The organism is Curtobacterium pomorum (genome assembly GCF_044497295.1).
Lineage (GTDB): Bacteria > Actinomycetota > Actinomycetes > Actinomycetales > Microbacteriaceae > Curtobacterium.
In genome coordinates this window covers 2,810,608-2,827,540 of sequence record NZ_CP172409.1, presented here as the reverse complement: position 1 = coordinate 2,827,540, position 16,933 = coordinate 2,810,608, and the positions used below count along the sequence as shown (strand labels likewise).

The 16,933-nt window shown below is 72.4% G+C and carries 16 protein-coding genes; 13 read left to right on the top strand and 3 right to left on the bottom strand.

The window, feature by feature from the left end; translation table 11 throughout:
- Positions 1–42 precede the first annotated feature (42 nt).
- Genes ACGH48_RS13410 through ccsB form a run of 3 tightly spaced genes read left to right on the top strand, consistent with a single transcriptional unit; the run spans position 43 to position 3,468 of the window.
- A complete protein-coding gene (locus ACGH48_RS13410; RefSeq protein ID WP_123314083.1) occupies positions 43–741 on the top strand; it encodes a cytochrome c biogenesis CcdA family protein in 699 nt (232 codons plus the stop codon).
- The gene (locus ACGH48_RS13405; protein ID WP_396288930.1) at positions 725–2,434 is read left to right on the top strand and encodes a cytochrome c biogenesis protein ResB; all 1,710 of its coding nucleotides are present in this window, start codon (positions 725–727) and stop codon (positions 2,432–2,434) included. The genes ACGH48_RS13410 and ACGH48_RS13405 overlap by 17 nt, the downstream gene beginning before the upstream one ends.
- A 5-nt stretch (positions 2,435–2,439) precedes the next feature.
- A complete protein-coding gene (gene ccsB / locus ACGH48_RS13400; RefSeq protein ID WP_396291131.1) occupies positions 2,440–3,468 on the top strand; it encodes a c-type cytochrome biogenesis protein CcsB in 1,029 nt (342 codons plus the stop codon).
- 133 nt (positions 3,469–3,601) lie between these two features.
- Here the strand turns inward: ccsB and ACGH48_RS13395 are convergent, their stop codons facing one another.
- A complete protein-coding gene (locus ACGH48_RS13395; protein WP_396288929.1) occupies positions 3,602–4,591 on the bottom strand; it encodes an o-succinylbenzoate synthase in 990 nt (329 codons plus the stop codon).
- Positions 4,592–4,724: 133 nt separating this feature from the next.
- Here ACGH48_RS13395 and ACGH48_RS13390 point away from each other — a divergent pair, with 133 nt between their 5' ends.
- From ACGH48_RS13390 to ACGH48_RS13375, 4 genes are read left to right on the top strand one after another with little or no spacing between them, the layout of a single operon-like run.
- The gene (locus tag ACGH48_RS13390; RefSeq protein WP_396288928.1) at positions 4,725–5,138 is read left to right on the top strand and encodes a hypothetical protein; all 414 of its coding nucleotides are present in this window, start codon (positions 4,725–4,727) and stop codon (positions 5,136–5,138) included.
- Positions 5,139–5,159: 21 nt separating this feature from the next.
- Positions 5,160–6,089: a 1,4-dihydroxy-2-naphthoyl-CoA synthase gene (locus tag ACGH48_RS13385; protein WP_111084280.1), complete on the top strand. Its 930-nt coding sequence runs from the start codon at positions 5,160–5,162 to the stop codon at positions 6,087–6,089.
- Between the two features lie 52 nt (positions 6,090–6,141).
- On the top strand, positions 6,142–7,272 hold the full coding sequence (locus ACGH48_RS13380; protein ID WP_396288927.1) for an AMP-binding protein: 1,131 nt from the start codon (positions 6,142–6,144) through the stop codon (positions 7,270–7,272).
- A 40-nt stretch (positions 7,273–7,312) separates the two neighbouring features.
- Positions 7,313–8,314 carry a 1,4-dihydroxy-2-naphthoate polyprenyltransferase gene (locus ACGH48_RS13375; RefSeq protein WP_396288926.1) on the top strand — a complete coding sequence of 334 codons (1,002 nt, stop codon included), beginning with the start codon at positions 7,313–7,315 and terminating at the stop codon, positions 8,312–8,314.
- 2 nt (positions 8,315–8,316) lie between these two features.
- On the opposite strand, the gene ACGH48_RS13370 is transcribed toward ACGH48_RS13375, so the two are convergent.
- Positions 8,317–8,652 carry a DUF4229 domain-containing protein gene (locus tag ACGH48_RS13370; RefSeq protein WP_123313849.1) on the bottom strand — a complete coding sequence of 112 codons (336 nt, stop codon included), beginning with the start codon at positions 8,650–8,652 and terminating at the stop codon, positions 8,317–8,319.
- Between the two features lie 64 nt (positions 8,653–8,716).
- On the opposite strand from ACGH48_RS13370, the gene ACGH48_RS13365 reads away from it, so the two are divergent.
- Together ACGH48_RS13365 and menD are read left to right on the top strand one after the other, a co-directional pair.
- Positions 8,717–9,073 carry a PLD nuclease N-terminal domain-containing protein gene (locus tag ACGH48_RS13365; protein WP_123313848.1) on the top strand — a complete coding sequence of 119 codons (357 nt, stop codon included), beginning with the start codon at positions 8,717–8,719 and terminating at the stop codon, positions 9,071–9,073.
- Positions 9,066–10,871, top strand: a complete 1,806-nt coding sequence (gene menD / locus ACGH48_RS13360) for a 2-succinyl-5-enolpyruvyl-6-hydroxy-3-cyclohexene-1-carboxylic-acid synthase (protein ID WP_396291130.1) — start codon at positions 9,066–9,068, stop codon at positions 10,869–10,871. The genes ACGH48_RS13365 and menD overlap by 8 nt, the downstream gene beginning before the upstream one ends.
- Positions 10,872–10,922: 51 nt before the next feature.
- Here menD and ACGH48_RS13355 read toward each other — a convergent pair whose 3' ends face one another.
- Positions 10,923–12,182, bottom strand: a complete 1,260-nt coding sequence (locus ACGH48_RS13355; RefSeq protein ID WP_123313847.1) for an isochorismate synthase MenF — start codon at positions 12,180–12,182, stop codon at positions 10,923–10,925.
- 108 nt (positions 12,183–12,290) lie between these two features.
- Here ACGH48_RS13355 and ACGH48_RS13350 point away from each other — a divergent pair, with 108 nt between their 5' ends.
- The 4 genes from ACGH48_RS13350 to ACGH48_RS13335 all read left to right on the top strand — a co-directional run bounded on the left by ACGH48_RS13350 (position 12,291) and on the right by ACGH48_RS13335 (position 16,772).
- Positions 12,291–13,082: a demethylmenaquinone methyltransferase gene (locus ACGH48_RS13350; protein ID WP_123313846.1), complete on the top strand. Its 792-nt coding sequence runs from the start codon at positions 12,291–12,293 to the stop codon at positions 13,080–13,082.
- Between the two features lie 32 nt (positions 13,083–13,114).
- Entirely contained in the window at positions 13,115–14,191 is a 1,077-nt protein-coding gene (locus ACGH48_RS13345) for a polyprenyl synthetase family protein (RefSeq protein WP_123313845.1), read from the top strand.
- Positions 14,192–14,277: 86 nt separating this feature from the next.
- Positions 14,278–15,651 (top strand): FAD-dependent oxidoreductase, encoded by a 1,374-nt coding sequence (locus ACGH48_RS13340; protein ID WP_396288925.1) that lies wholly within the window; start codon positions 14,278–14,280, stop codon positions 15,649–15,651.
- 5 nt (positions 15,652–15,656) lie between these two features.
- A complete protein-coding gene (locus ACGH48_RS13335) occupies positions 15,657–16,772 on the top strand; it encodes a heparan-alpha-glucosaminide N-acetyltransferase domain-containing protein (protein ID WP_396288924.1) in 1,116 nt (371 codons plus the stop codon).
- The last annotated feature ends 161 nt before the right edge of the window (positions 16,773–16,933 follow it).

Sequence of the window (16,933 nt, the reverse complement as noted above, 5' to 3'; positions counted from 1 at the left end):
GTGGCCTCCAACCCCTTCGCCGACGCGATCCTGAGCGGCCAGATGGCCGTTGCGCTGCCCGTGGCGGCGCTCGCGGGGCTCGTCTCGTTCCTGTCGCCGTGCGTGCTCCCGCTCGTGCCCGGCTACCTCGGGTACGTCGGCGGGATCGCCGAGGGCGGGCAGCGCCGGGGTCGGGTCGTGCTCGGGGTGCTCCTGTTCATCCTGGGGTTCACCGCGGTCTTCGTCGCGTACACGACGGTGTTCGGGGCGCTCGGGTTCTGGCTCGTGCGCTGGCGGGACCTCATCACGCAGGTCCTCGGCGTCGTCGTCATCGCGATGGGCCTGGTCTTCGTCGGGCGGTTCACGTTCATGCAGCGCACCATCAAGCCGAGCTGGACGCCCGCGACCGGACTCGTCGGCGCCCCGCTGCTCGGCATCGTGTTCGGCCTCGGGTGGACCCCGTGCCTCGGGCCGACCCTCGCCGCCATCAACCTGCTCAGCGTGCAGTCGGGGAGTGCCTGGCAGGGCATGTGGCTCGGCGTCGCGTACTGCCTGGGTCTGGGCGTCCCGTTCGTCCTGGTCGCCGTCGGGGCCGGCTGGGCCACCGGTGCGATCCGCGCCGTGAAGCGCCACATGCGCACCGTCAACATCATCGGAGGAGCGATCCTGATCGTCATCGGTCTGCTCATGGTCACCGGAATCTGGTCGGCCGTCATGTCGAGTGTCGGGGCGGTGATCCAGAGCTTTGTCCCCGCGATCTGACCCCGACACCGAAGCGACGGGGGCCGACACCGCGTCGGACCCGCAGCGACCGTCCGACCACGTCGACGGCTCCGGCCCCGGCGACCCCGGCATCAACCAGCCGAAGCTCGGGTTCATCGGCACCCTCCGGTTCTTCTGGCGGCAGCTCACGAGCATGCGCACCGCGCTGTTCCTGCTCATGCTGCTCGCCCTCGCGGCGATCCCGGGCTCGCTCGTACCGCAGCGCACCGCCGACCCGAACGGCGTCGTCCAGTACAAGGCCGACCACGCGACGCTCTACCCGATCCTCGACAAGCTGCAGGTCTTCGACACCTACACCTCGGTGTGGTTCTCGGCGATCTACCTCCTGCTGTTCGTCTCGCTGATCGGCTGCATCGTGCCGCGCACGAAGCACCACTGGCAGGCGCTGCGGACCCGTCCGCCCCGGACCCCCGCGCGCCTGACGCGACTGGCGGGCTTCCGCACCGTGGCGGTGCAGCCCGACGCGATGATCGACGGCACCACCGGGATCGACGCGACCACGGGCCTCCCGTCCACCGAGCACGCGGTGACGCGCGCGATGGCGATCCTGAAGCGCTCCGGGTACCGCGTCGAGCGCTTCGGCGACTCGGTGAGCGCGGAGCGCGGCTACCTGCGCGAGACCGGCAACCTGGTCTTCCACGCGGCGCTCGTCGGCGTCCTGCTGGCCGTCGGCGTCGGCGGCGGGTTCGGGTTCACCGGGCAGCGGCTGCTGGTCGAGGGGCAGACGTTCTCGAACGTCCTCGGCTCCTACGACTCGTTCAACCCCGGTCGCTGGTTCCAGCAGACCGACCTCAAGGGCTACAACCTGACGCTCGACAAGTTCGTCACGAAGTACGAGGAGCGCAACCTCGACGCCCTCGGCCAGGCGCTCGACTACTCGGCGACCGTCACGAGCAAGGAGAAGGGCGGCGAGTCGAAGACCAGCCGCCTCGGCGTGAACGACCCGCTGCACGTCGGCGGCACCAACGTCTACCTGCTCGGCAACGGCTACGCGATGAACGTCACGGTGCGCGACGGTGAGGGCAACGTGGCGTTCCAGGACGTCGTGCCGTTCCTGCCCGAGGACGCCAACTACACGTCCACCGGCGTCATCAAGGTGCCGGACGCGCTGCCGGACCAGCTCGGCATGGTCGGGTTCTTCTACCCGACGGCGTCGAAGCTCGCCTCCGGTGCGTACACGAGCGCCTACCCGGACACGCAGAACCCGCTGCTGACGCTGCAGGTCTACACCGGCGACCTCGGGCTCGACAGCGGGGTGCCGCAGAGCGTCTACACGCTCGACACCAAGGGCCTGCAGCAGATCGCCGGCCGCCAGTCCGACACGGCGAGCATCGCGCTCGAGCCGGGTCAGACCAAGCAGCTGCCGGACGGCGCCGGGTCGATCACGTTCGACGGCGTCAAGCGCTACGTGTCGCTCGACGTGCACCACGACCCGTCGCAGGCGTGGGTCGCCGGGTTCGCGCTGCTCTCCACGCTCGGGCTGCTGACGTCGCTCTTCGTCCCGCGCCGACGCGTGTGGGTGAAGGTCGTCCCCCGCACGGGCGCTGAGCACGGCGAGTACGACCTGGAGTACGCCGGTCTCGCCCGTGGCGAGGACCCCAACCTCGAACGGGCCGTCGGGGACATCGCACACCGCCACACGTCGGACCTCGGAGTTAGGATGCCCCAGTGAACGACATGACCACGAACCTCGCGACCTACTCGGTCGTGCTGACGTACTCCGCGATGGCGGTCTACGTCATCGCGTTCATCTCGTTCGCGCTGGACATGGCGAAACGCTCCGGCGAGGTGACGGCAGCGGCGAAGAAGACGGGCGCGGACTCGGACGACGCAGCCGCGACCGCCTCGGTGGGTGCGGCCCGCTCGGCGAAGACCGTCGCCACCGTCCGGGGTGGCACCGTCGTGCTCGAACCGGTCGCCGCACCCCCGGCGAACGCCAGCGGCTCGGCCGGGCGCGGCACGAAGTTCGAACGCGTCGGCATGGCCATGACGATCCTCGCGCTCGTCCTGCACGTCGCATCGGTGGTCCTCCGCGGTATCGCGGCCGACCGTGTGCCGTGGGGCAACATGTTCGAGTTCTCGCTCACCGGCACGGCGCTGATCACGCTCATCTTCCTGCTGGTGCAGTTCTGGCAGAACCTGAAGTTCCTCGGTGTCTTCATCACCGGGCTGACGATCATCCTGCTCGGCATCGCCACGGTGAACTACTGGGTCCCCGTCGTCCCGCTGCAGCCCGCCCTGCAGTCCTACTGGCTGGTCATCCACGTCTTCGTGGCGATCGCCGGCACCGGGTTCTTCGCGCTCGGCGCGGGGCTCGCGGTGGCGCAGCTCGTGCAGACGTACCGCCAGGGCCGCACCGCGTCGGGCAAGCTCCGCTTCATGGCGACCCTGCCGGACGCCGACCGCCTCGAGGTCCTCACCTACCGCGTCCTGCTCGTCGGTTTCGTCCTCTGGACCTTCACCCTGATCGCCGGTGCGGTCTGGGCGGAGCGCGCCTGGGGCCGGTACTGGGGTTGGGACACCAAGGAGGTCTGGACGTTCATCATCTGGGTCGTCTACGCCGGGTACATCCACGCCCGTGCGACCCGCGGCTGGCGCGGTGCGCGGTCGTCGTGGTTGGCGCTCATCGGCTTCGCCGCCGTGATGTTCAACTTCTCGGTCGTGAACGTGTTCTTCAAGGGCCTGCACAGCTACTCGGGTCTGTGAGCGACGTGCGTCGCTGACGCGGCTCTGGTCGCGACTGCGATCGGACAGGAGGCGCGGTGCCAGCTGGCACCGCGCCTCCTGTCCGTCGTCCGGTCGCGTGCAGGGCCGAGCAGACGCCGTCGTGCGACGCGATCTACGCGGCGGCGAGCAGGGTGTGCACGCGCTCGAGCCGGGCGAGCCACCACGCCGTGCGCTCCGGCGACGCGGCGTTCCGGTCCAGCAGGTCCGACGACACCGTGGCCCGGCGCACCGGCACCCGGCCCCCGACGGGCAGCAGGGGGTCCGCGGTGACGTCGGACGCGAACATCGCGGCCGTCCCGAGCCCCGCGGCGTACCCGGGCGACATCGCGGCCGCGGCGAGGAACGCCCCCATGCCGAGCCCCACCGAGGTGTCGAGCGCGCTGGAGACCACGCACGGCAACCCGGCCTCGGCGATGACGGCGCGTGCGGCCGTGACGCCGCCGAGCGGTTGGGCCTTGACGACGAGGACGTCGGCCGCCCCGGCCCGTGCGACGGCGAGGGGGTCCGCTGCCTTGCGGACGCTCTCGTCCGCGGCGATCCGGATGCCGAGGCCGGCGGTCCGCGACCGCAGTGCCGCCAGTTCGGGCACGGTCCGGCAGGGTTGCTCGGCGTACTGCAGGTCGAAGGGGGCGAGGCGTTCGAGGGCCTCGACGGCCTGGTCGACGCTCCAGAGACCGTTGGCGTCGACCCGGACGGCCGCCGAGGGGCCCATCACGCGGCGGACCTCGGCGACCCGGGCGACGTCGTCGTCGACGGTGGTGCCGGGTTCGGCGACCTTGACCTTGGCGGTGGTGCACCCGGGGTAGCGCGCGAGCAGTGTGGCGACCGCATCGGGCGTGATCGCCGGCACCGTTGCGTTCACGGGCACCGAGTCGGCGGCGGGCTCGTGCTCCGTCCACCCGAAGTCGATTGCGCCCCGGAGCCACGCGGCGGCCTCGGCGTCGTCGTACTCGACGAAGGGCGAGAACTCCGTCCACCCCGAGGGGCCCCGGAGGACGACCGCCTCGCGCGTGGTGATGCCGCGGAACCGCACCCGCATGGGCAGGGCGACCACGTGCGCGTCGGCGGTGAGTTCGGCGAGGTCGGGGAGCACGTCCGCCATCCTCCCACCGCACCCAGGGCACCTGCCGGTTCCTCGGAGGGGACCGCCAGGGCAGGGCATTAGCATGCATCGGTCGGCCCCGGTCGGCACAGGTCACGACCCGGATCGAACCGTCCGGAACGAGGGAGGCGCGGTGGCGCGGGAACCGCAGCAGCACGCGTCGCAGCGCGCCGGTCGCGACACCGACGAGTTCGCCCGGCTCATGCAGCAGGGCACCGTCGACGTGCGCCAGACGACGGCTCGGAAGCGCCGCAGCCCGATCGTCGGCAAGATCGCCCTCGGCCTCGCGGTGGTGTCCGCAGCGGTCGACGCCAGCGCCTTCGCGGTCTTCATGGGCGGCGACACCGAGTTCGCGTTCGGGATCTGCTTCGTCGTGGTCTTCCTGACCCTCATCGCCGCCGTGCTCGGCTTCGTCGCCGCGGTCGGTGGCCTCGGCCGGTGGTACGGCGCGATCGGCGTCGTGGTGGCGTTCTTCGCCAACCCGGTCATCCTCATCGTGATCCTGGTGTTCGTCGCACCCGAGGTCCTGACCGGCATGGGCGCCTGACCGCAGCGGTACGTTGGGAGCATGGCTGCTCCCGTCTCCGACCTGTTCGACCCCGACGTCTGGACCGCGGCTCCGATCGCGGAGCAGTTCACGGACATCACGTACCACAAGCACGTCTCGAAGGGCATCGTCCGGGTCGCCTTCGACCGGCCCGAGGTGCGGAACGCCTTCCGTCCGCGCACGGTCGACGAGCTGTACCGCGCACTCGACGACGCCCGTCAGGACCCCCGCGTCGGCGTCGTCCTGCTGACCGGCAACGGCCCGAGCCCGAAGGACGGCGGCTGGGCGTTCTGCTCCGGCGGCGACCAGCGCATCCGCGGGCGCAGCGGCTACCAGTACGTCGGCGACGAGGGAGCTCCGCCCGAGGGGGTCGACCCGGCCGCCGCGCAGGCCTCGATGGGGCGACTGCACATCCTCGAGGTGCAGCGCCTGATCCGCATGATGCCCAAGGTCGTCATCGCGGTGGTCCCCGGGTGGGCGGCCGGCGGCGGGCACTCGCTGCACGCGATCTGCGACCTGACCATCGCGAGCGCCGAGCACGGCCGGTTCAAGCAGACCGACGCCGACGTCGGGTCGTTCGACGGCGGCTACGGCAGTGCCTACTACGCCAAGCAGATCGGCCAGAAGTTCGCGCGCGAGGTCTTCTTCCTCGCACAGGAGTACTCGGCGCAGCGCGCGTACGAGATGGGCGCCGTGAACGCCGTCGTCCCGCACGAGGACCTCGAGCGCGAGGCGATCCGCTGGGGTGAGATCGTCCTCGGCAAGTCCCCGACCGCGATCCGGATGCTGAAGTACGCGTTCAACGCCGTCGACGACGGCATGGTCGGCCAGCAGGTCTTCGCGGGCGAGGCGACGCGGCTCGCCTACGGCACCGACGAGGCCGTCGAGGGCCGTGACTCGTTCCTCGAGAAGCGCGCCCCCGAGTGGACGTCGTTCCCGTGGCACTACTGAGCCCGGTGCTCCGCGTGCGTCCGGTGGTCCGCACGCGCCCGGTGGGCGTGGCATGAGCCGTCCGCTGGTCGCGCTCGGCACGTCGGACCCGCTGGCCGTGCTCCGCGGCCTGGAGGCAACGCTCGCCGGCGGCCCCGCGCTGCTCCCGGTCGCCGAGGGAACGCCCGCCCTGCCGACCCCGCCACCGGCCGACGTCCGGCAACGGGTCGCCCTGGTGGTCGAGACGAGCGGGTCCACCGGCACCGGCAAGCGCGTGGCGCTCTCGTCCGAGGCGCTGCTCGCGGGGGCGGCAGCCGCCGACGCCGCACTCGGCGGCCCCGGTGGTTGGGTCCTCGCGCTGCCCACGCACTACATCGCGGGCCTCAACGTCCTGACCCGCTCGATCGCCGCGGGGACGACGCCGGTCGTCGTGGCACCGGGCCACTTCGACGCGGCGGCGTTCGCGGACGCCGCAGACCGGCTCGTCACCGGCCCTGCCGCCCCACGGCGCTACACGTCCCTGGTCCCCGTGCAGCTCGCCCGTGTGCTCGACGACGGCCGTGCGACCGCTGCGCTCGCCCGGTTCGACGCCGTCCTCGTCGGCGGCCAGGCGACCCCGGCGGCACTGCGCGATCGTGCGGTCGCGGCGGGCGTGCGGATCGTGACGACCTACGGCGCCAGTGAGACGAGCGGTGGCTGCGTGTACGACGGCGTCCCGTTCGGCACCGTCCGCACCGAGGTCGTGGACGGCGAGCTGCAGCTGTCGGGCCCGATGCTCGCCGAGGGGTACCTCGGTGACGACGACCGGACGGCCACGACGTTCGTCGACCGCGACGGTCTGCGCTGGTACCGCACGGGCGACGCCGCAACGGTGTCCGACGGGGTGGTCCGGGTGCTCGGACGTCTCGACGACGTGGTGGTCTCCGGCGGTGAGAAGGTCCGGCTCGGCGCGGTGGAGCGGCTCGTGCGCGACCTGCCCGACCAGCACGGGGCGGTCGTCACCCGACGGGCCTCGGGGGAGTGGGGCGAGGTGCCGGTCGTCGTCACCGAGCAGCCGCTCGACCTCGACACCGTCCGGTCCCACGTGGGCGACGCACTCGGCCGTGCGGCACGTCCGGCCGCGGTGGTGGTCGTCGACCGGCTGCCGATGCTCCCGTCCGGCAAGCCCGACCGGCGGGCGATCCAGGACTTGGCGTCCTCGTAGGTCCGCGCGACGGCACCGCGACGCGTCGCGGATAGGATCGGTGGTCGTGGCACGAACGAAGAACACGACGCACAAGCAGGGCCGCTCGGGCAACCCGGCGAAGGCCGCGGCCCCGGTCCGCTCGAAGCGCCGGGCGACCGCGCGGGACTGGATCGGCGGGGCACGGCTCCGCACCCTGACGCTGGGCGTCGTCCCCGTGGTGCTCGGCACCACAGTGGGCTTCGTCGACAGTCGCACCACGGGTGACTTCGGTGCGTTCCTGGCGCAGGACGCGCACCTCGCCATCGCGCTGCTCGCCCTCGCGGTGGCCCTGTTCCTGCAGATCGGCGTGAACTACAGCAACGACTACTCCGACGGCGTCCGCGGCACCGACGAGTACCGCGTCGGCCCGGCTCGACTGACGGGTGCCGGCCTCGCGAAGCCCCGGACGGTGCTGACCGTCGCGCTGACGTTCTTCGGGCTGGCAGCGGTCGCCGGGATCGTCATCGTGGTGCTCACCCAGCTGTGGTGGCTGCTGCTCGTGGGCGCCGCCGCCATCGTCGCCGCGTGGTTCTACACCGGCGGCAAGAAGCCGTACGGCTACAACGCGCTCGGTGAGGTCTTCGTCTTCGTGTTCTTCGGCCTCGTCGCCGTGCTCGGCACCCAGTACGTGCTCATCGGTCAGGCCACCGCGAGCGGGTGGGCCGCAGCGGTCGCCGCCGGGTTCTTCGCCTGCGCGGTCTTGGTGGTCAACAACATCCGCGACATCGACGAGGACCGTCTGGCCGGCAAGCGCACCCTCGCGGTCGTCGTCGGCCGACCGGTGGCACGGGTACTGTACGGCCTGTTCCTGATGCTGCCGTACGTCGTGCTGCTCTGGTTCGTCCTGCTCTACTTCCGCACCGGCTTCACGTACTTCTCGCTGCTGCTGGCCCTGCCGGCGCTCGCGATCGGGGTGTCGTCGCGCAAGCCGCGTGAGCTCATCACGGCGTTGCAGCTGTCGTCGTTCGCGTCGCTGGTGTTCGGCGTGGTGCTCGGCATCACGCTCGCCGTCCAGCCGTAGGACTACTCCGCGTCGGTGTCCCGGCGCGCGGCGTGCCGGTCGGCGTCCGACACCGGGCGCACGGTCGGGGTGTCCGCGGCGTCGGTGTCCGCAGCGTCGACGAAGTCGTCCTCGAAGTCGGTGTCCGCGTCGCGCTCCGGGCCCCCGCGGCGGTTGGCGAGGCTCAGGGCGACCGTGGTGCGGAGCTTCGCGAGCGCGATGTAGGACACCAGGAGCCCGACGAGGGCAGCGACGATGGTCGCCCAGTACCAGGGCATCGGCGTCAGGAGCAGGAGCAGCACGAGCGCCGCCGCGAAGATGCCGAGCCGGGCGAGGGTGTAGAGGAGCCACGCTTTCACCCTGCGAGTCTACGGACGGCCGACCGGCAGGGTCGTCACAGGCTCGCGACCTACACTCCTGGGCATGGTCCGCTTGTGGTTGATCGTCGTCGTCGCCGCTGTCGCCTTCACGGTGTACGCGGCCATCGACTGCGCGACGATGCCCCGCGAACGTGTCCGATCCCTCAGGCGCGGTGTCTGGATCCTCCTGGTGATCGTCCTCCCCGTCCTCGGCGGGGTGCTCTGGTTCCTGCTCGGCCGGTCGCCGGCGTCCCCGGGCACGACCGCCCGGTACCGTGGACCCGAAGACGACCCGGACTTCCTCGGCACCACGCCCGCGCCGGGGGACACCCTCACGGACAAGGACCAGGACGACGCGACCCTCCGAGACCTCGAAGACCAGTTCCACGACCGAGACGACGACGGCCGCACCGATCGCTGACGGGCCCGCGGGATCGGGCAGCCCGGCGACGGACGCGGCCCTGACCCTGCTGCAGGAACTCGTGCGCGCCGGTGTCACCGACGTCGTCGTCAGTCCCGGCTCGCGGTCGCAGGCCCTCGCACTCGCGGCCGTCGCCCTCGAGCGTGCCGGTGGCCTGACCGTGCACGTCCGACTCGACGAGCGCACCGCCGGGTTCTTCGCCCTCGGGCTCGCGGTGGAGTCCGGCCGGCCGGCCGCGGTCGTGACGACCTCGGGCACCGCCGTCGCCAACCTGCACCCCGCGGTCCTCGAAGCGCACCACTCCGGCGTCCCGATGATCGTCCTGAGCGCCGACCGGCCGGACGAACTCCGCGGCATCGGCAGCAACCAGACCACGGTCCAACCGGGCATGTTCGGCGACGCGGTCCCCTTCGTCCGCGACGTCGAGGCGCCGTCGGCACACGGGGCCGACGCGTCGGTGCGTGCCGCGCTGCACGACCTCGCCCGCCAGGCCGTCGCCGCGGCCGCCGGGCACACCGGACAGCCCGGACCGGCGCAGCTCAACGTCGCGTTCCGCGAACCCCTCTCCGCCGGCCTCGACGCCGAGAACGTGCAGGGCGTCCCCGACGACGAGGTCGACACCGCGTTCGCCACCCGTCGCGTGCACGGGGGCCTGCCGGTGGCGGAGCTGTCGCCGGACGACGAGCCGGGCACGGTCGTCATCGCCGGGCACGACGCCGGTGCGGACGCCGAGCGCATCGCGTGGGAGCTCGGGGCGCCCCTGCTCGCCGAGGTCTCCAGCGGCGCACGGTTCGGCCGGAACCTCGTCGTCGCCTACCGCGACCTCCTGCGCGACCCGGACTTCGGCGGGGCGGTCCGCCGCGCCGTCGTGCTCGGCCACCCGACCCTCAGCCGGGAGGTTCCGGCGCTGCTGCAGCGGCAGGGGGTCGAGACGATCGTGGTCCGCGGACCCGCGGCCGATCCCTTCGACCCGGCCCGCGCCTCTCCCCACCGGCACGGCCCGGACGCCGCTGGCGCGTCGCCCGGGAACCGGCGGCGTGGGCCCAGCGAATCATCGACCACCTTCGTGTCCGACGTCCGCGTGACCGGCCGCACCCGGCCGGAGCACCGTGCGTGGGTCGGTCGCTGGGTCGGCGCGAGCCGTCAGCTGCTCGGCGACGGCGACGCCGGACCCGACCTCGGCGCCAAGCGGTCCCCGGACCGCGCCGAACGCAACAAGTTCCTGCGCGACGAGGTCGCGCTCCGCCGCCGACCGGTCGACCGCGCGATGCTCGCCGACGCCGTGTGGGGCGTGACGTGGCCGCACGACCGGCTCGTGTTCGGGGCCTCGCAGATCATCCGCGTTGCCGACGGACGGGTGCTCGGCAAGAAGATCCGGGTGCACGCGAATCGCGGCCTCGCCGGCATCGACGGCACCGTGTCGACCGCGTTGGGCATCGCCGCGGCGCTCGAGCAGTCGTCGGCGTCGGTCGGCACCACGCGCGTGCTGCTCGGCGACCTGACCCTGCTGCACGACCTCGGGGCGTTCGTCACCGGCACCGAGGAACGGACGCACCGGGTGCAGGTCGTCGTCGGCAACGACCACGGCGGCGCGATCTTCCGCGGGCTCGAGGTGGCACGCACCACCCCACCGGAGGACATGCGGCGGATGATGTCGACCCCGCAGCACGTCGACGTCGAACGGGTCGTCACCGGCCTCGGCTGGGAGTACCGCCGCGCCGAGACGTGGGGCGACCTCGAACGCGTGCTCACCGATCCGGCCGAGCGGGTCGTCATCGAGGTCCCGCTGGCGGACTGACGCGGCGGGGGCGATGCAGCGCGACCGCGGGGCCGCGTGGCGCCGCGCCGCTCAGGCCAGTGCGTCGGTGACCGGTCGGAACTTCAGGGCGGTCTCGGCGACCTCGCGCGCCGGCTCCGACCCCGCCACGACACCGGCGCCTGCCCAGGCCCGGACGGTGCCGTCGTCGTCGATCCGGGCGCTCCGCAGCGCGAGCATCCACTCGCCGTCGCCCGTGGCGCCCATCCAGCCCACCGGACCGGCGTAGCGTCCGCGGTCGACGCCCTCGAGCTCGGCGACGAGCCGGACGGCCACGTCGGTGGGAGTCCCCGCGACCGCGGCGGTCGGGTGCAGGGCGTCGGCGACGTCGAGCGAGGTGGTGTCCGGCGGCAGCGTCGCCTGCACGTCGGTCGCCAGGTGCCACAGGTTCGGCAGCTGCAGTCGGAACGGCTCGGGGTCGGCACGCAGCTCGGTGACGAGCGGGCGGAGCGAGGCGAGCAGGCTGTCGATCGCGAACGCGTGCTCCTCGACGTCCTTCGCGCTGGCGGCGAGGGCCTCGGCGGCCGCACGGTCGGACACCTCGTCGGTCCCGCGTGCGGCGCTACCGGCCAGCACCCGTGCCGTCAGCCGCGTGCCGTCCGTGCGGGCGAGCGTCTCCGGGGTCGCACCCACCAGGCCGTCGACCGCGAACGTGACGCACTGCGGGTAGGCGGCGGCGAGGTCGAGCAGCACGGCGCGTCGATCGGCTCCCGGCGGCAGCGTGCCGACGAGGTCGCGGGCGAGGACGACCTTCTGCGCGCCCCCGGCGACGATGCGCCGCACGGCCTCGGCGACGTTCGCGGCGTAGGCGGCCTCGTCGATCCGGCCCGGGCGCAGCGTGACGGAGACGTGCGGTCCGACGTGGGGGACCGGCACCGAGGTCCGTGTGAAGGCGAGCGGCTCGGCGCCGACGGTCGTGTCGATCGCCGTGAGCCAGGCCTTCCCGCGCCGACGACCGATGACCACGCGCGGGACGATCAACACGCTCTCGTCGGCGGAGTCGTCGGCGAAGGCGAAGGAGCCGAACGCCACCAGACCCGACCCGCGCAGCTGCACCGGGTCGTCGACGGTGGCGGCTTCCACGACGGAACGCCACACGGCGGCCGCGTCGCGCATCCGGTCGGGCCCGGTGAACGTGAACCGCAGCGCTTCCCCGATGCCGACGATGCCGTCGCCGTTCCGGACGAAGGCCAGGGGACGGTCGCGGAGGGTGTGGCGGAGGACGGTGCCCGGGTCGTCGAGGATCCGGGTGGAGACCGTCAGCGGGGGCGCCGCCGTGGTGGTTCGGGTCACGGCTCCGATGCTACGCGCGGTCGGTCGGACGCCCTGCCGTCCGCCGGTCGCGCGAGCCGTCGCTGCGAGTCCGGTGAACGTACGGTCGAGACCTCTAGGATTGGTCGGGTGAGCAGAGCGGACCTGAACAAGCGGCCGGACGAGGTGGCGGCGATGTTCGACGACGTCGCGGCCAAGTACGACCTCACGAACGACATCCTGTCGGCGGGCAACGCACCGCTGTGGCGTGTCGCCACGGTGCGGGCGGTCGACCCCCAGCCCGGCGAGAAGGTCCTCGACATCGCCGCCGGCACCGGCACGAGTGCCGCGGCGTTCGCGAAGAAGGGTGCGGAGGTCAGCGCGCTCGACCTCTCCGCCGGCATGATCGCCGTCGGCCGTGAGCGACACCCCGAGATCACCTTCGTCGAGGGCGACGCCGAGCACCTGCCCTTCGACGACGACACGTTCGACGCGGTCACGATCTCGTTCGGGCTCCGCAACGTGAACGACCCGAAGCAGGCGCTCGCCGAGATGCTGCGGGTGCTGAAGCCCGGCGGCCGCGTCGTCATCTGCGAGTTCTCGACCCCGCCCCGTGCGCTGCTGCGCCTGGGCTACGGCACGTACCTGAAGCGCGTGCTCCCGGGCATCGCGAAGCTCTCCAGCAGCAACCCCGCGGCCTACCGCTACCTCGCCGAGTCGATCGACGCGTGGCCGGACCAGCAGGTCCTGACCCAGTGGCTGCGCGGCGTCGGGTTCTCCGTGGTCGCCTACCGCAACCTCACGGCCGGTATCGTCGCACTGCACCGTGGCCGCAAGCCCGTCGCCGACACGGTGCGCGAGTCCGCGGCCCGTCGTGCGAAGGCACGCCGCGACCACCAGGCGACCGGCGAGCAGCCGCGCGTCGACCCGGCCGACGACTGACCGGTCACCATCCCCCGAAGACGGAGCAGCACTTGAATCCGAGCGTCCCGGTCGCACGTCGCGCGCCGAGCCTCCGCGCCTCGCTGGGCATCGGCGAGCGGCTGTTCGCCACGCCCGCCGACCGCCGCTTCATCACCGCCGTCGACGACGGGCTCGAGCTCGTCGAGCAGGGGCTCGAGGACGCCATGCGTTCCACGGACACCCTGGCCGACACCACGAGCCGCTACCTGCTCTCCGCGGGCGGCAAGCGGATCCGTCCGACGCTCACGCTGCTCATCGCGCAGCTCGGCGACGGGGTGACCGACGCCGTGGTCAAGGCCGCCGTGAGCATCGAGACGACCCACCTGGCGTCGCTCTACCACGACGACGTCATGGACGAAGCGCCCGTCCGCCGTGGGGTCCCCGCGGCGCAGATCACCTACGGCAACAACGTGGCGATCCTGACCGGCGACCTGCTCTTCGCCCGTGCCAGCCTCATCACCGCCGACCTCGGCACCGAGGGCATCCGGATGCAGGCCGAGACCTTCCAGCGGCTCTGCATGGGGCAGCTGCACGAGACCACCGGCCCGCAGCCCGACGACGACCCGGTCGAGCACTACATCCAGGTCCTCAGCGACAAGACCGGTTCGCTCATCGCGACCGCCGCCCGCGCCGGCGTCATGTTCTCGGGCGCCGACCGGACGTACCTCGACGCCGTCGGGACCTTCGGCGAGAAGGTGGGCGTCGCCTTCCAGCTCGTCGACGACGTCATCGACCTGGCACCCGCGACGGACAAGACCGGCAAGATCGCCGGCAACGACCTCCGCGCCGGCGTCGACACGCTGCCGATGCTGCACCTGCGGCGGCACGCGGCGACCGATCCGGCGGCGCAGGACCTCGTCCAGCGCATCGAGCGCGACGTGAACGGCGCCCCGGACGACGCGGTCGGCTCCGTGCCGTACCAGTCGGCCGTCGCCGCCCTGCGTGAACACGAGGCGACGGCGTCGACGCGCACGGTCGCGGTCCGCTGGGCCCGCGAAGCCGTGGACGCCCTCGCCCCGCTGCCCGACGGCACCGTGAAGCGGGCACTCACCCGCTTCGCGGACTCCGTCGTCGACCGCAGCCGCTGAACACCGCCCGCGACCGGACGGCCCCACGGCCGCCGCGCGGGACGCACCACCGGGAGCACCCCACCCGAACGAACTGGAGACGATCAGTGCCCACCCTCCGAATCGCCATCGTCGGCGCCGGACCCGCCGGCATCTACGCCGCGGACATCCTGTTGCGCGAGGCCCACGGACACGACGTGTCGATCGACCTGTTCGAGCAGCTCCCCGCGCCGTACGGGTTGGTCCGCTACGGCGTCGCCCCCGACCACCCGCGCATCAAGGGCATCGTCAACGCGCTGCGCGACGTGCTCGACCGCGGTGTCGTCCGGCTGTTCGGCAACGTCCGCTTCGGCGAGGACATCACCCTCGAGGACCTGAAGAAGCACTACAACGCCGTCGTCTTCTCGACGGGCGCGATCAAGGACGCCGACCTCGACGTCCCCGGCGTCGATCTCGAGGGCTCCTACGGCGCCGCCGAGTTCGTCAGCTGGTTCGACGGCCACCCCGACGTCCCGCGCACCTGGCCGCTGACCGCCGAGAGCGTCGCGGTGATCGGGGTCGGCAACGTGGCCCTCGACGTCTCTCGCATCCTGGCGAAGCACGCCGACGACCTGCTGCCGACCGAGATCCCGGCGAACGTGTACGAGGGTCTGAAGGCGTCACCCGTCACGGACGTCCACGTCTTCGGCCGCCGTGGTCCCGCCCAGGTGAAGTTCACGCCGCTCGAGCTCCGCGAACTCGGCGAGGTCCGCGACGTCGACATGATCGTCTACGACGAGGACTTCGACCACGACGAGGCCTCGAAGACCGCGATCGCCACGAACAAGCAGGTCATGGTCATCAACCGGGTGCTCGAGCAGTGGCGCACGCGCGAGACCGGCCAGGCGAGCCGGCGGCTGCACCTGCACTTCTACGCGAAGCCGACGGAGTTCGTCGGCGACGAGCACGGCAACCTCACCGCGATCCGGTACGAGCGCACCCGGCCGAACGGCGAGGGTGGCGTCGAGGGCACGGGCGAGATCCGCGAGATCCCGGTCCAGGCGGCGTACCGTGCCGTGGGCTACTTCGGTTCCCCGCTGCCGGGCCTGCCGTTCGACGAGCGCCACGGCGTCATCCCGAACCACGAGGGCCAGGTCCTCGACGACGACAACCAGCAGATCCCGGGCGTCTACGCCACCGGCTGGATCAAGCGCGGCCCGGTCGGCCTGATCGGCCACACGAAGTCCGACGCGATGGAGACCGTGCAGCACATCGTGAACGACCAGGCGAGCTGGTGGACGCCGGAGGACCCGTCCGAGGGTGCGATCCCGGCGCTGCTCCGCGAGCGGGGTGTCCAGTACACCGACCTCGACGGCTGGCACAACCTGGACACCCACGAGCTCGCGCTCGGTGCTGCCGGGGGGCGTGAGCGCATCAAGGTCGTGCCCCGTGACGAGATGATCGACGTGTCGCTCGGTCGCGTCGACGCGCCCACGAACTGACGGCGATGACCGACACGCGCCCCGTCCCGCCCACGGCGGTGCGGGGCGCGTCCGCTTCCGGCGCACGGCTGCAGGGCGTCGACGTCGCACGGGCGCTCGCGCTGCTCGGCATGATGGCCGCGCACATCGGCGGCATCGCGGACCAGCTCGACTGGTCCGACCCCTCGACGTGGTCGGCCGTGGCGCACGGGCGCCCGTCCACGCTGTTCGCCGTCCTCGCCGGGGTGTCGATCGGGCTGACGAGCGGTCGGACGAGCCCGCCTGGACCACCGACGATCGGCCGGGTCCGGGCACGCCTGGCGATCCGCGCCGTGGCCGTCGTCGCCGTCGGGTTCGTGCTCATCGCGTTGGACACCCCCGTCTACGTCATCCTGCCGACGTACGGGGTGCTCTTCCTGCTGGTGATCCCGGTGCTCCGGGTCCGCCCGGCGTGGCTCCTCGCCCTCGCGGGTGCCTGCGCCGTCCTGTCGCCGATCGCCGCAGTCGCGATCGCGCCGGCCTACGCGGACGCGGGCATGGTCGGCGTGCAGCTCGGCCTGGTCTACCCCGTGGTCACCTTCCTGGCGTACGTCCTGGTCGGTCTCGCGGTCGCCAGGGCCGGTCTGGAGGCGCGGGGCACGCAGGTCGTGCTCCTCGCGTCCGGCGCACTGGTCGCCGCCACCGCGTACGTCGTCGGCACCGTCGTCGCGCCGCTGCCGCCAGGGGCTGCGTTCGCGTTCCCGGGCGTTCCGTACGCCGCCGACGACGCCACTCCGGGCCAGGCCCTCGCCCAGCTCTTCCTGTCACCGCGTGACCACTCGTCGTCGGTCGTCGACGTGGTGGGCACAGCCGGGGTGGCGGTGGCGGTCATCGCGCTGTGCATCCTGGTGTTCGACGGGCGAGGCCGGGTCGCCGAGCGGATCGCGTTCCCGCTCGCTGCCGTCGGGTCGATGCCGCTCACGGTCTACTCGGGACACCTCGTGGTCATCGCGATGCTGCCGACCTACCCCGAGTCGGCCGAGGCGTGGGGCTGGTTCGCCCTCGGCTCGGTCGTGTTCGCGATGGTCTGGCGGCGGTTCCTCGGCCGGGGCCCGCTCGAGCGGGGCGTCGCGGCCCTGGCATCCCTCGTCCCGATGCGCTGAGCGCACCTGCCGGGGGAGACCCGGCAGCGGAGTGCTGCTGCACGGTGCAGGGTTGTCCACTCGCCGCGGGCTTGCTCGCTGGGTGCCTCGCTGTCGCGACGCACCGTGCGGCCAAGGTCGCACCGGGTGGAGGACGACGCACCGTGCGGGGCGGAGCCGCG

What these genes read in the sequence shown, in the direction of transcription:
- ACGH48_RS13410 (WP_123314083.1), top strand. Translation starts at nt 43, where the DNA reads ATGGCCGTTGCGCTGCCCGTGGCGGCGCTCGCGGGGCTCGTCTCGTTC.
- ccsB (WP_396291131.1), top strand. Translation starts at nt 2,440, where the DNA reads ATGACCACGAACCTCGCGACCTACTCGGTCGTGCTGACGTACTCCGCG.
- ACGH48_RS13395 (WP_396288929.1), bottom strand. Translation starts at nt 4,591, where the DNA reads ATGGCGGACGTGCTCCCCGACCTCGCCGAACTCACCGCCGACGCGCAC.
- ACGH48_RS13385 (WP_111084280.1), top strand. Translation starts at nt 5,160, where the DNA reads ATGGCTGCTCCCGTCTCCGACCTGTTCGACCCCGACGTCTGGACCGCG.
- ACGH48_RS13380 (WP_396288927.1), top strand. Translation starts at nt 6,142, where the DNA reads ATGAGCCGTCCGCTGGTCGCGCTCGGCACGTCGGACCCGCTGGCCGTG.
- ACGH48_RS13365 (WP_123313848.1), top strand. Translation starts at nt 8,717, where the DNA reads ATGGTCCGCTTGTGGTTGATCGTCGTCGTCGCCGCTGTCGCCTTCACG.
- ACGH48_RS13335 (WP_396288924.1), top strand. Translation starts at nt 15,657, where the DNA reads ATGACCGACACGCGCCCCGTCCCGCCCACGGCGGTGCGGGGCGCGTCC.